General features: G+C 42.8%; 12 protein-coding genes. 11 read left to right on the top strand and 1 reads right to left on the bottom strand.

The features are described from left to right. Positions 1-139: 139 nt before the first annotated feature. From ACQYAC_RS11750 to qoxD, 8 genes are all read left to right on the top strand, one after another. Entirely contained in the window at positions 140-1,318 is a 1,179-nt protein-coding gene (locus ACQYAC_RS11750; protein ID WP_429943342.1) for a galactokinase, read from the top strand. Further along, the gene (galE, locus tag ACQYAC_RS11745; RefSeq protein ID WP_429943341.1) at positions 1,318-2,310 is read left to right on the top strand and encodes a UDP-glucose 4-epimerase GalE; all 993 of its coding nucleotides are present in this window, start codon (positions 1,318-1,320) and stop codon (positions 2,308-2,310) included. The genes ACQYAC_RS11750 and galE overlap by 1 nt, the downstream gene beginning before the upstream one ends. 34 nt (positions 2,311-2,344) lie before the next feature. After that, the gene (galT, locus tag ACQYAC_RS11740) at positions 2,345-3,865 is read left to right on the top strand and encodes a UDP-glucose--hexose-1-phosphate uridylyltransferase (protein ID WP_429943340.1); all 1,521 of its coding nucleotides are present in this window, start codon (positions 2,345-2,347) and stop codon (positions 3,863-3,865) included. A 4-nt stretch (positions 3,866-3,869) separates the two neighbouring features. After that, positions 3,870-4,952: a M24 family metallopeptidase gene (locus ACQYAC_RS11735; RefSeq protein ID WP_429943339.1), complete on the top strand. Its 1,083-nt coding sequence runs from the start codon at positions 3,870-3,872 to the stop codon at positions 4,950-4,952. A gap of 516 nt (positions 4,953-5,468) precedes the next feature. Beyond that, positions 5,469-6,425, top strand: a complete 957-nt coding sequence (gene qoxA, locus ACQYAC_RS11730) for a cytochrome aa3 quinol oxidase subunit II (RefSeq protein WP_144461925.1) — start codon at positions 5,469-5,471, stop codon at positions 6,423-6,425. Between the two features lie 27 nt (positions 6,426-6,452). Further along, positions 6,453-8,411, top strand: a complete 1,959-nt coding sequence (gene qoxB, locus ACQYAC_RS11725; protein ID WP_003215069.1) for a cytochrome aa3 quinol oxidase subunit I — start codon at positions 6,453-6,455, stop codon at positions 8,409-8,411. After that, positions 8,411-9,028 (top strand): cytochrome aa3 quinol oxidase subunit III, encoded by a 618-nt coding sequence (gene qoxC, locus ACQYAC_RS11720; protein WP_007497820.1) that lies wholly within the window; start codon positions 8,411-8,413, stop codon positions 9,026-9,028. The genes qoxB and qoxC overlap by 1 nt, the downstream gene beginning before the upstream one ends. Before the next feature lies 1 nt (position 9,029). Then, entirely contained in the window at positions 9,030-9,410 is a 381-nt protein-coding gene (gene qoxD / locus ACQYAC_RS11715; RefSeq protein ID WP_007497818.1) for a cytochrome aa3 quinol oxidase subunit IV, read from the top strand. A 78-nt stretch (positions 9,411-9,488) separates the two neighbouring features. On the opposite strand, the gene ACQYAC_RS11710 is transcribed toward qoxD, so the two are convergent. Next, complete coding sequence (locus ACQYAC_RS11710; protein WP_058013387.1) at positions 9,489-9,755, bottom strand: spore morphogenesis/germination protein YwcE; 267 nt, start codon at positions 9,753-9,755, stop codon at positions 9,489-9,491. A 476-nt stretch (positions 9,756-10,231) separates the two neighbouring features. Between ACQYAC_RS11710 and ACQYAC_RS11705 the strand changes: the two genes are divergently transcribed. From ACQYAC_RS11705 to ACQYAC_RS11695, 3 genes are all read left to right on the top strand, one after another. Continuing rightward, a complete protein-coding gene (locus ACQYAC_RS11705) occupies positions 10,232-11,443 on the top strand; it encodes an FtsW/RodA/SpoVE family cell cycle protein (protein WP_058013388.1) in 1,212 nt (403 codons plus the stop codon). A gap of 110 nt (positions 11,444-11,553) precedes the next feature. Beyond that, a complete protein-coding gene (nfsA, locus tag ACQYAC_RS11700; RefSeq protein ID WP_180309880.1) occupies positions 11,554-12,303 on the top strand; it encodes an oxygen-insensitive NADPH nitroreductase in 750 nt (249 codons plus the stop codon). Positions 12,304-12,359: 56 nt separating this feature from the next. Continuing rightward, a complete protein-coding gene (locus ACQYAC_RS11695) occupies positions 12,360-13,361 on the top strand; it encodes an LLM class flavin-dependent oxidoreductase (protein ID WP_061409953.1) in 1,002 nt (333 codons plus the stop codon). Positions 13,362-13,363 lie beyond the last annotated feature (2 nt).

Below are 13,363 nucleotides of genomic sequence, written 5' to 3'. Positions count from 1 at the left end.
TTAGAATCATGTTACACCTCATATCACATCGTACCATTCACAGCAAAAAAAGGGTATTTTTTAACGATTTTTTTACCATTGAACTGATGCTCCTGGGACAACTAAAATAAAAGTATCAGAAGAGAAAAGGGGAATGGATATGATCGATACGTTACGCGCGGCATTTCACCAGCAATTTGGAGATAGGGAAGAACTTCGCTATTTTTTTGCCCCAGGAAGAGTGAACTTGATTGGTGAACATACAGATTACAATGGAGGACATGTGTTTCCGTGCGCGCTTACTCTCGGAACGTATGCTGCCTGTGCAAAGCGTTCAGATGGCCGCGTGAGAATGTATTCCTTGAACTTTGATCGCGATGGTGTGAAAGAATTCAATCTTTTTGAAATCGCTTACGTAGAGTCGGACGGCTGGGCAAATTATCCGAAGGGTGTGTTCAAACAGTTTATAGAAGCAGGAATGAAGATAGAAGATGGCTTTGACATTGTGTATAGCGGCAATATTCCAAATGGCGCAGGTCTGTCTTCCTCTGCCTCTATAGAGCTTGTCACCGCTGTTCTCATCAATGAATGGCATTCATTCAGCGTTTCAAATGTCGATCTTGCTCTTCTTTCACAGCGTGCAGAGAATGAATTTATTGGTGTCAATTGCGGGATCATGGATCAGTTTTCGATTGCCCTTGGAAAAGAAGATCACGCCATTTTGCTCAATTGTGACACACTTGCCTTTGAATATAGTCCGTTTCGGCAAGAGGGACTGTCGCTTGTCATCGCCAATACAAACAAAAAACGGACACTGGCTGATTCTAAATACAATGAGCGCCGGGCAGAATGTCAATCGGCCTTAAACGATTTACGAAAAGAAATCGATCTTGCCCACTTATGTGAGCTAACGGCAGATGAATTTGCCGAGCACGCTCACTTGATTCAGGATGAAACATGCCGCAAACGTGCAAGACACGTGGTGACAGAAAACGATCGGACCATAAAAGCAGTCAAATTTCTGAAAGATGATAAAATGGAAGAAATAGGTGCACTTATGAAGGCTTCTCATCTTTCTTTAAAGAATGATTATGAAGTAACAGGATTTGAACTAGATGCTCTGGCTGAAGCAGCTTGGCGGCACCCGGGGACGATTGGCTCCCGTATGACAGGTGCAGGCTTTGGCGGATGTACGATCAGCATAGTGAAAGAAGAGCTGCTAGATTCATTTATAGAAGAAACTGGTGCGATATATCAAGAGAAAACAGGTATTCAAGCCTCTTTTTACACAGCTGGAATTGGAGGCGGCGCAAGAGAACTCACAAAGGGGGAAGTGTGATGACAATTTTAGTTTGTGGAGGAGCAGGTTACATAGGCAGTCATGCGGTAGCGGCTCTTTTAGCGAAAGGCGAACGAGTAGTGGTAGTGGATAATTTGCAGACAGGCCACAAAGAAGCTGTTTTGGAAGGAGCTGTCTTAGAGGAGGGAGATTTACGAGATCACGCCTTTTTAAGACAGGTGTTCAAAAGGCATCAAATAGAAGCGGTCATGCACTTTGCTGCAGATTCACTTGTTGGGGAGAGTGTAACAGACCCGCTTAAGTACTATGACAACAACGTCGGCGGAGCAACTGCTTTACTACAAGTCATGAATGAATTTGATGTGAAACACATCGTCTTTTCTTCAACTGCTGCTGCATACGGTGAACCGAAGCGGGTGCCGATCGTTGAAACGGATGAAACGAACCCAACGAATCCTTATGGAGAAACGAAACTAGCGATTGAAAAAATGCTGAAGTGGTCTGAAGAAGCGTATGGAATAGAATACGTGGTTCTTCGCTACTTTAATGTAGCTGGTGCCCATACAGAAGGACTTGTCGGAGAGGATCATCAGCCTGAGACGCATCTCATTCCAATTATTCTGCAAGTTGCTTTAGGAAAAAGAGATCAAATCATGATTTACGGTGATGATTATGAGACAGAGGATGGCACGTGTATTAGAGATTACATTCATGTGATGGACTTAGTAGAGGCACACATCTTAGCCGTTGACCGGCTGCGTGCTGGAAAAGGCAGTGCGACCTACAATTTAGGGAATGGAACAGGGTTCTCCGTGAAGCAGGTCGTAGAAGCTGTTAGAAAAGTCACGGGGCATGCTATCCCGGCACAAATGGCAAAAAGGCGTGCGGGAGATCCAGCAAAGCTGATTGCTTCTTCTGAAAAAGTGCTGCAAGAATTGGGATGGACACCTCAATATGCTGACCTTCACACGATCATTCAAAGTGCGTGGGATTGGTTTCAGAAGCATCCGGATGGCTATCAAAGTGAATAAAACGTAAAGGCAGGCAAGAGAGGGGACTGAGGGAATGGCGATTGATATTTTTGAAAAGCTGGAACAGCTGATTCAATTCGGGATTAATAAAGAGCTGATAACATCACTAGATATCGAATATACGAGAAATCGACTGCTTGAGGTGCTCAGGCTCGATGAAGCGGAAGCAAGAACAGTCTCAGTAGAAGAAGACCTTGAAGACATCTTAATGCCGATGCTCGATTGGGCAGTAGAAACAGGACTTATCCCTGAGGGGGCGGATACGTATCGTGATTTACTAGATGCGAAAATCATGGGCTGTTTGGTGGCACCTCCAAGTGTCATCTATGCGAAGTTTGAGGATAAACGTCAGCAGGGAGGACCGAAGGCAGCTACGAGCTGGTTCTATGAAATGCAGCAGCATGCCCACTACATTCATACAGGCAGGATTGCCAAAAATGTACAGTGGTTTACACCAACAGACGATGGCGTGCTGGAGATCACCATTAATCTATCAAAGCCAGAAAAAGACCCTAAAGCCATCGCTCAAGCGAAGAAGCTCAGTCAAAAGCAATATCCTCTTTGTCTCCTTTGTAAAGAAAACGTAGGATTCGAGGGGCGGATTAACCATCCAGCGAGACAGAATCACCGGATTATTCCTGTGACACTCTCAGGTGAATCGTGGTTTCTGCAATTTTCACCTTATGTGTATTACAACGAGCACTGCATAGTGTTCAAAGGCAAACATGAGCCAATGAGCATCACCAAAAAGACCTTTGAACGACTGCTTTCCTTCATATCTATATACCCGCACTATTTCATCGGGTCGAACGCCGACCTTCCGATTGTCGGAGGCAGTATATTAAGTCATGACCATTTTCAGGGTGGTGCACATGAATTTCCGATGGCAAAAGCAGAGATGGAAGAGGTCTTTTCTCTCAACGCCTTTCCAGATGTGCAAGCCGGTATTGTGAAATGGCCGATGTCTGTGATCCGCCTTCGAAGCAGTGAGCGGCAGTCGCTCGCAGATGCAGCAGACTTTATCTTACACGAGTGGAAACTGTATTCAGATGAAGAGGTGGGGGTCATCGCTCATACAGGAGAGACTCCTCACAATACCGTCACACCTATTGCGCGGCGCCACGGGGATGCCTATGAATTAGATTTAGTGCTGCGTAATAACCGTACAGACAAGCAGCACCCGGACGGCATTTTCCATCCGCACGAAGAAGTCCACCATATTAAAAAAGAGAATATCGGATTAATTGAAGTCATGGGCCTTGCTGTGCTTCCTGGTAGATTAGCAGAGGAATTAAGCCAATTAAAAGAGGCTTTGCTATCTGAAAGCCCACTTGAAGAAATCAAAGCGCGGCCTGCGATCATGAAGCACGAGACTTGGGCAAAGCGGCTGCTTGAAGAGAACGCCTTTACAGAGGAGAATACCGAAACCATTTTACAAAAAGAAATCGGCATTATTTTTTCTCGAATTCTCTCCCAAGCAGGTGTGTTTAAAAGAACTGAGCAAGGGAAAACAGCTTTTAACCGTTTCATTCAAACACTTCAAACAGGCAGGTGATTAGATGATTGAACAAGTAAGAGAGCTAATGGAAGAAAAGCAGCTCGATGGTGTTTTGATTCAAAAGCGAAATAACTTCTCCTGGCTCACAGGCGGAAGAAGGAATCACATTGTGTTAAATACGCCAGAGGGCGTGTGCCAGCTGCTCGTCTTAAAAGACGACCTCGTTCTCATTGTGAATCAAATGGAAGAAAAGCGGATCATTGAAGAAGAAATGGCGCACGTCGATCATCCGTATCAAGTGGTCACAATGGATTGGTATGAGGATGAGGCCCCATACATTCAAGAACTCGCAAAAGGTAAACGAATTGGGACGGATATTCAAATGGATGGATTCGAATGGATTGAACCGAATTTGTCGCATGTCCGCTCGATCCTTACTGCCTCACAGCTCAGACAATATGAAACGCTTTGTCATGAAACAGCGGTCATTGTAGAAAGTGTCTGTCAAGAAATCGTTCCAGGACAGACCGAGCACGAAATTGCTTCGCTTGTTGCCCAAAGAGCTATTGCACAAGGGATGACGATAGAGGTTCTGCTTGTGGCAACGGATGACCGGATCCATCAATACCGTCACCCGATTCCAACAGATAAATCTCTTCAAAAGCACGCGCTTGTTGTTCTCTGCGCGGAGCGGCACGGGCTCGTTGCAAATGTCACAAGGTCTGTTTACTTTGGTCAGCTTCCGAAGGAGCTTGAAGAGAACAAAGAGCGGCTAGCACGAATTGACACGGTCATGAATGCCGCCACACGTCCTGGGAAAACATTAGGTGATGTTCTGAAAGCAGGTATTGCTCAGTACGAAAAAGAGGGCTTCCCTGATAGCTGGAAAAAGCTTCATCAAGGGGGAAAGACGGGATTTGTATCTAGGGAAATCATTGCCGTTCCCTCATCGAAGGAAGAAATTCAGCTGCATCAAGTGTTTACATGGAATCCTTCATTGCCTGGACTGAAATCAGAGGATACGATTATTGTAGAAAAAGAGGGCAATCGCTTTTTAACGTATACAGGCAAGTGGACGTACATGGACATTGAACATGAAGGGAAGATCTATAGACGACCTGACATATTAGTGAGAGATGAATAAATGCAGAGTGCCGGCGCTAAGCCGGTTTTTTGCTGGAAGTCTTTAGCGAGATTCCACTAATTCAGCATCATTACCAATTCTTACAGCGTATACACAGAGGATCGATACTTTCTTTTCTTGTGAACTTGCGTTAAAATGAGTAAGGTTTTTGTTAAATGTGGGGATGCCTATTTCGAAATTGTTTACCTAGATAAAATTTCATTAAGTTAAATTGAAATTTGACCAAACTTTTTTATTGTGGTAAACCTAAATTTGACAAAGTTCTTGATTGTTTGTCCTTTGCCTTCAACTCTCGACTTTTCAAAATCCTAGAAATTTATTGTGTGTGCAATAATATAAATTTATGTCGAATTTATGACATTTTAATAGAAATCTGTTGAAAAATAAATGAACTTTTGAAAAAAGGGAAGCTAACTCTAACAGATTTTGATAGCATTACAAAGGGAAGAAAAGTTTTCGAAGGCAGATGGCTTTTCACAATTATTCAGCAATTTATACATTATCTAAGGAAGGATGGTGATCTTCTTGTTCAGAGCCATTAAACCTATGCTTTTATTAGCGATGCTCGTGAGTGTTTTTTTATTAGGAGGTTGCAGCAATATCGCTGTTTTAGATCCTAAAGGACCTGTCGCAGCACAACAAAAAGACTTAATCCTTTTATCCATCGGATTCATGCTCTTTATCGTTGGTGCGGTATTTGTACTGTTTACCATCATTTTGGTTAAATACCGTGAGCGTAAGGACGTTGGAAACGCCTCTTATAACCCAGAACTACACGGGAATACGCTTCTAGAAGTTGTCTGGACAGTGATCCCAATATTAATCGTTGCTGCCCTTTCAGTTCCAACTGTAAAAACAATTTACTCTTTGGAAGAGGCACCTCAAGCAACAAGCCATAAAGATCCTCTTGTCGTTTATGCTACAGCTGTTGATTGGAAATGGATCTTCAGCTATCCAGAGGAAAATATTGAGACAGTGAACTACTTAAACATTCCAAAAGATCAGCCGGTTTTATTCAAAATCACTTCTGCTGATACAATGGCATCACTATGGATTCCTCAGCTAGGCGGGGAGAAGTATGCGATGGCTGGAATGGAGATGGAACAATATCTTCAAGCTGATCAAGTTGGCACATATGAAGGAAGAAACGCCAACTTCACAGGCGAAGGCTTTGCTCAGCAAAAATTCAAAGTCAATGCGATGACGCAGTCTGACTATGATAAATGGGTAAGCAAATCGAAAAAAGAAGCACCGAAGTTAACGAAGAAAACGTATGACTACTTGATGCTTCCTGATGCTGCAGATGTGCAGACATTCTCATCAACACATTTATCCTTTGCGAAGCATGGAGAGGATTCTGAATACGCACTTCAAGCACGCAAACGTTTAGGTTACCAATCAGTTTCTCCGCATTCCAAAACAGATCCTTTCGAGAATGTGAAGAACTATAAAAGAAAACTAGATAATGAATAAACTGACTAAGGAAAGGAGGAGGCCGTTATGCATTTGAAATGGGATGAGTTTTTTGTAACTGGAGACCCATTAATTCTTGGTGCGCAAATTTCTATCGCTCTTACTTCCATTGCTATCGTGTTTGTTTTAACCTACTTTAAAAAGTGGAAATGGCTCTGGAAAGAATGGCTAACATCAGTTGATCATAAAAAGCTTGGGATCATGTATATCCTTGCTGCTGTGATTATGTTCTTCCGCGGTGGGGTAGACGGACTGATGATGCGCGCACAGCTGGCGCTTCCTAATAATACGTTTTTAGATTCCAACCACTATAATGAAATATTCACAACGCATGGTACGATCATGATTCTATTCATGGCGATGCCATTTTTAATTGGTTTAATCAACGTCGTTGTTCCTCTTCAAATTGGTGCACGTGACGTTGCATTCCCTTATTTGAACAACCTGAGCTTCTGGACATTTATGGTCGGAGCGATGCTGTTCAACATTTCCTTCGTAATTGGAGGATCACCAAGTGCAGGCTGGACGAGTTACATGCCGCTCGCCGGAAATGATTTCTCACCAGGACCTGGACAGAACTATTACTTGCTCGGGCTCCAAATTGCAGGTATTGGTACACTTATGACTGGTATTAACTTCATGGTGACCATTTTAAAAATGCGTACAAAAGGTATGACGCTTATGCGTATGCCAATGTTTACATGGACAACATTGATCACGTCTGTCATCATCGTATTCGCATTCCCTGTACTAACAGTTGCTTTAGCACTTATGACATTTGATCGTTTATTCGGTTCTGCATTCTTTACACTCGAAGCAGGCGGTATGCCAATGCTTTGGGCGAACCTTTTCTGGATTTGGGGACATCCTGAGGTATATATCGTTATCCTACCGGCTTTCGGTATTTTCTCAGAAATCTTTGCGACGTTCTCAAGAAAACAGTTGTTTGGTTACAAAGCGATGGTTGTATCGATTGTGGCAATCTCTGTTCTTAGTTTCCTTGTGTGGGTTCACCACTTCTTTACAATGGGGAACAGTGCAGCGGTTAACTCATTCTTCTCGATTACAACAATGGCGATTTCTGTACCAACAGGTGTGAAAATCTTTAACTGGCTCTTTACAATGTATCGAGGCCGTATCAGCTTTACTTCACCAATGCTTTGGGCACTTGGTTTCATCCCGAACTTCGTTATCGGTGGTGTCACTGGGGTTATGCTTGCGATGGCAGCTGCGGATTACCAGTACCATAATACGTACTTCCTTGTATCCCACTTCCACTATGTATTAATCGCAGGTACTGTCTTTGCTTGTTTTGCTGGTCTTGTTTTCTGGTATCCAAAAATGTTTGGCTACAAGTTAAACGAAAGAATCGGCAAATGGTTCTTCTGGGTATTCATGATCGGATTTAACATCTGTTTCTTCCCGCAGTACTTCTTAGGACTGCAAGGAATGCCAAGACGTATTTATACGTATGGACCAGAAGATGGCTGGACTGCACTAAACTTTATTTCAACAATTGGTGCATTTATGATGGGTGTCGGATTCATCATCCTTTGCTACAACATTTACTACAGCTGGAGACACGCGAAGCGTGAAGTGTCTGGAGACAGCTGGGGAGAAGGACGTACTCTTGACTGGGCAACATCTTCTGCAATTCCGCCGCATTATAACTTTGCAGCACTTCCAGAAGTGACAACACCAGATGCATTCCATCATTGGAAGCAAAACAATGTAGACGTTCATCCTGAGAAAGAATTCAAAAAAATTCACATGCCGCACAATTCAGGCAGACCGCTTATCATGTCTGCATTCTTCGGACTTGGAGCATTCGGTCTTGTATTTGAATGGTACTGGATTGGCGTTATTGGCTTAATCGGTGTATTCGCAACAATGATTTTACGTTCATTTGAATATGACGATGGCTACTATATTCCTGTTGAAGAAGTGATTGAAACAGAGAAAAAGAATAAGGAGGCGCAGAAGTAATGGGACATAATGATAGCAGCTATGCAAATGCACCGCTTGAATATCAGTCTGAAACGGGACGTTTAAACATCCTTGGTTTCTGGATATTCCTTGGCGCGGAAATCGTGTTATTCTCAACACTTTTTGCGACCTACTTTGTTCTTCATGGCAGAACAGCTGGCGGCGTTTTACCAGCTGAGCTGTTTGATATGAAGCTTGTATTGATCATGACATTCCTGCTATTGGTTAGTTCATTTACATGCGGGATTGCTGTCCATGAAATGCGCCGTGGAAGTACAAAAGGGGTTGTCATTTGGACGATTCTCACACTGCTTCTAGGTGCAGGCTTTGTTGGCTTTGAGATTTTCGAGTTCTTCCATTATGTACATGAGGGTGCGAGCATCCATACAAGTGCGTATTGGTCTGCATTCTTTGTACTCTTAGGAACTCACGGACTACACGTATCCATCGGTATCTTCTGGATTACCGGGGTCTTGTTCCAAATTAAAAAACGTGGATTAACTCCACAAACAGCAGCGAAGATTTTTATCTCAAGTCTATACTGGCATTTCCTTGATGTTGTCTGGATTTTCATCTTCACAGCTGTTTACTTGATCGGATTAGGGGGGCTTTTGTGATATGGCTGGAAAAACACATTCCTCAGCAGAGCACGAACACTTCCCTTGGAAACACGTAGTTGGCTTCATTCTTTCTATCGTGCTAACTATCTTAGCATTCTGGATTGCCATTGGAGCTGAAATTGGCAGTTCTGCAAAACTATGGATTATCTTTGGTTTTGCTTTCATTCAAGCGTTCTTGCAGCTATTCATGTTTATGCATATGACAGAAAGCGAGAACGGAACTGTTCAAGTCGGAAATACATTGTTTGGTCTGTTTTGTGCGATTATTTTCGTTATCGGATCTGTTTGGATCTTTGCGGCTCACTACAGCCACGGAGAGAACAGCAAAGACGGTTATTCACCTTCTGCGCCAAAGCAATCTGAGCATTCAGAGAAATAATAAAAAAACCACTCATCTCTTAAAGGTGAGTGGTTTTTATCATGATGTTGATAACGCCTCCAATAAGTGGTGCGTTGTTTATCTGGTGCTGCTGAATCTTTTGCGAATGAATGGAAGTCCATAAATGAGGAACGCTGCAACGTGTGCCAAAATGACGTTAATGGCAAAGAATGCGATCATGAAGGTATGTCCTGCTGGAGATAAACTGCTTGTCATGTAAAGACCGAAGAAAATCCACATAATCATAATAGGTGGAATAGAAGCTAGTGCAATTTTTCTGTTTTCAAGCCATAAAAACAGGGGTGTAGCCGTTGCAATACATAGGTACGCAAAGAACATATCCATCGTATCCAACTCCTTTGTAAGTTGATGTTCAATTCAAATGAGAGGTCAGGATGCAATTGTGTCTGTTTTTAGGAGATATTGTGAACATTTTGTTACAAGTATTATACCACAATTGACTTTGAAGTAAACGCAATTATTGGAAAATAGGCCTTATTCCGTAGAGAGCGGCTTTTTCCTTTTCTCTCCGTACAGCTTATGCTGGCATGATCATAGCTTGTTATATCACCACATAGGTCATTGAATTTTAACCTTAATATCTGTAAAATAATCTTTTTAAAGGACTCATGATCGGTTGAATGGAAAGAGTATAGAGGAATTTTTTCCTATTGTTAGGATGAAAAGTATTTCATTTTTTGAAAAATGCTTGGAACCTTTCGGATGTATCTTCCGTCATATTTAAGGTGAGTTGCTTTTGTGAAAATTTCAATCTAATATAAATAAGGGCTTTTATGTTTTGTAATAAGGGTGGTTAGTTCATGAACAAGCAGAATACATCTCCGTACTATCAAGGGGATTTAATTTTTATATTTTTAGCCTTCTTTGCCATTAGTGTCATTGCAATTTATGCTGCGGGTCAATTTGGGCAGTATGGATCTAATGCATGGACGAGGCAGATCATTTACTACATGGTCGGCGTTATATGTATTGTAGCCATAAATTACTTTGATTTGGAGCAATTAGAGAAGCTAAGTCTTTATATTTTTATAGGCGGCATCCTGTTGTTACTATTTCTGAAAGTCGCTCCTGCACAAATCGGAGGTCATGATTTTGCCCCAATTAAAAACGGTGCAAAAAGCTGGTTTGTGATACCGGGGATTGGGACACTTCAGCCCTCAGAGTTCATGAAAATTGGTTTGATTATGATGCTTGCATCTGTCATCGGCAAGTCAAGCCCTAGAGGAAAACGGACATTAGAAGACGATATCTTCCTACTATTAAAAATTGCCGGTGTAGCGGCTGTTCCAGTTGGACTGATTTTCTTACAGGATGCAGGTACGGCAGCTGTCTGTATGTTTATTGTCGTTGTGATGGTGTTTTTATCAGGGGTCAATTGGAAGCTGATTTCTCTCATCGGTTCTGTGGTTGTGCTTTTAGTTGCCGCTGTGTTAGCCGTGATCATTCTCTTCCCTGATGTTGCAAAAACAATTGGCATTCAGCAGTATCAGATCAACCGGATTACCGCTTGGCTGCCTGATAGCTCTACGTCAGCCAATCAGGCGCAGACTCAGGATGCGTCTGGGTCTGATAAATATCAAGTAGACCAGGCCATTATGGCTATTGGTGCTGGACAGATTTTTGGGAATGGAGTTAAAAACTTAAAAGTCTATGTCCCAGAAGCACAAACAGATATGATTTTCTCCATTATAGGTGAAGCGTTTGGCTTTATTGGCTGTGCGTTTGTTGTGATCATGTTCTTCTTCTTGATCTACCGGCTTGTCGTACTGATTGACCGTATTCATCCTTATAGCCGATTTGCGTCATTCTTCTGTGTAGGATATACAGCACTTATTGTGATCCATACGTTCCAGAACATTGGGATGAACATAGGTGTGATGCCTGTAACAGGAATTCCGCTTCTATTTATCAGCTTCGGAGGAAGCTCTGTCTTATCTGTTCTCATTGGATTTGGGATTGCTTATAATGCAAGTGTTCAATTAACGAAATACCAAAGTTATTTATTTAAATAAAACGGGTAAGGGCAGTCTAAGCATAGACTGTCTTTTTTCATTCGAGTTTTAATTTTTGAAAAGCCATATGTCTTTGTCTTATGATAGTAGAAGTGAAGGAGGTCTTCGAATTGAACAAAACGATAGAAACGATATTAAATCATCGGTCCATCCGTTCGTTTACAGACGAGCGTTTGTCCGAAGAAGAGGTGCTGACACTCATTAAAAGCGCACAGGCTGCTTCGACATCAAGCTATGTACAGGCGTACAGTATTATTGGTGTGACAGATCAAGAGAAGAAGGCCAAGCTTGCTGAACTGGCTGGGAATCAGCCATACGTTGAGAAGAATGGGCATTTTTTTGTCTTCTGTGCAGACTTGAAACGCCATGATGATATTGCAAAAAAAGCAGGGAAGAATCATCAGGAGGCGCTTGAGAATACAGAAGCCTTTCTCATTAGCGTCATTGATACGGCGCTCGCTGCGCAAAATATGAGTATAGCCGCAGAATCAATGGGACTTGGGATCTGCTATATTGGCGGTCTGCGCAATCAACTGAGAGAAGTCTCTGATTTGCTTGAAACACCATCATATGTGCTGCCGTTATTTGGTCTGGTTGTCGGACATCCAGCGAGTCAATCGTCACAAAAGGAACGGCTGCCAGTTGAACTCATTTATCATGAAAATTCATATCAGCAAGATGAAACGCATGTGGATCGTTATTTAAAAGAATACGATGACCGTATTTCATCATATTATGAAGAACGGACAAACGGAGAGAGAACCGATACTTGGTCTAAGCAGATGCTTCGCGGCTTTAGTCAGCCAAAGCGTGCCTTCCTTGGAGAATTTGTGAAAGAGAAGGGCTTTAATCGAAAATAAATAAGACATCCCCCTTTCGATGGAGAGAGGGGGATTTCTGTAAGAGGTGCAGTAAGATGAAATTAAGTATACTGGATCAATCTCCTTTGATTGGAGATGCAACACCTGCTGAAGCCTTGAAGCAAACGGTTGAATTGGCAAAGCAGGCAGAAAAGTGGGGCTATCACCGTTTTTGGGTATCAGAGCATCATTTTTCAAACCGGCTTGCAGGATCGAGCCCAGAGGTGCTCCTCGGTCATTTATCAGCCGTTACGTCACATATACGTATTGGGTCAGGCGGTGTGATGCTGCCTCACTATAGCGCCTATAAAGTAGCAGAGAACTTCAGGGTTCTCGAAGCCCTCGCTCCTGGCAGAATCGATCTTGGGATTGGACGTGCTCCTGGTGGTATGCCCATTTCCTCCATAGCTCTTCATCATGGTGAACGAAAACGTCTAGGTGATCAATATCCTGAGCAGGTAGAAGAGTTGAAGGTCTATTTACACGACCTAGCGGATGAATTTTATCCGCTCCCCCATTTAACCGCTTCTCCGAAAGTAGAGACTGCACCAGAGGTATGGATGCTTGGTTCCTCTGGAGGAAGTGCAAGACTTGCGGCAAAAGCAGGTGCAGGCTATACGTTTGCACTATTTATCAATGGTGAAGGCGGAGAAGATTCTGTGGAGCAATATATCAACCGGTTCGAACCTTCAGCATTCGGTGATGAGCCGCGCGTCAGTCTCGCGGTCTTCGTTTTATGTGCTGAAACAGAGGAGCAGGCAGAAAAACTGGCAGTCAGCTTAGATTTATCTTTACTCGCCAATGAACAGGGGCAAAACCTCGGAGGCTTTCCTTCATATGAAAGTGCACAAGCTTATTCCTATAGTCCATATGAACAAAAACGAGTGGCTGCCAATCGTCAAAGGATGGTGGTGGGGACGCCATCTTCTGTGAAAAAGCAGCTGACGGCACTAACGAAGGCTTATCGTACAAATGAAGTGATCGCCGTGACCATCACTCACCGCATGCAAGACCGGCTCACATCTTATCGTTTATTAAAAGAAGCCTTTGATGCATAACG

It is taken from the genome of Bacillus sp. MM09(2025) (genome assembly GCF_050496725.1).
Taxonomy (GTDB): domain Bacteria; phylum Bacillota; class Bacilli; order Bacillales; family Bacillaceae; genus Bacillus; species Bacillus pumilus.
The sequence above is the reverse complement of the archived record's forward strand: the minus strand, read 5'-3'. Positions and strand labels throughout refer to the sequence as shown.

Coding starts and splice junctions, on each gene's coding strand:
- ACQYAC_RS11735 (WP_429943339.1), top strand. CDS start 3,870: ATGATTGAACAAGTAAGAGAGCTAATGGAAGAAAAGCAGCTCGATGGT.
- ACQYAC_RS11710 (WP_058013387.1), bottom strand. CDS start 9,755: ATGGATATGTTCTTTGCGTACCTATGTATTGCAACGGCTACACCCCTG.
- qoxB (WP_003215069.1), top strand. CDS start 6,453: ATGCATTTGAAATGGGATGAGTTTTTTGTAACTGGAGACCCATTAATT.
- ACQYAC_RS11695 (WP_061409953.1), top strand. CDS start 12,360: ATGAAATTAAGTATACTGGATCAATCTCCTTTGATTGGAGATGCAACA.
- qoxC (WP_007497820.1), top strand. CDS start 8,411: ATGGGACATAATGATAGCAGCTATGCAAATGCACCGCTTGAATATCAG.
- galE (WP_429943341.1), top strand. CDS start 1,318: ATGACAATTTTAGTTTGTGGAGGAGCAGGTTACATAGGCAGTCATGCG.
- qoxD (WP_007497818.1), top strand. CDS start 9,030: ATGGCTGGAAAAACACATTCCTCAGCAGAGCACGAACACTTCCCTTGG.
- ACQYAC_RS11750 (WP_429943342.1), top strand. CDS start 140: ATGATCGATACGTTACGCGCGGCATTTCACCAGCAATTTGGAGATAGG.
- galT (WP_429943340.1), top strand. CDS start 2,345: ATGGCGATTGATATTTTTGAAAAGCTGGAACAGCTGATTCAATTCGGG.
- ACQYAC_RS11705 (WP_058013388.1), top strand. CDS start 10,232: ATGAACAAGCAGAATACATCTCCGTACTATCAAGGGGATTTAATTTTT.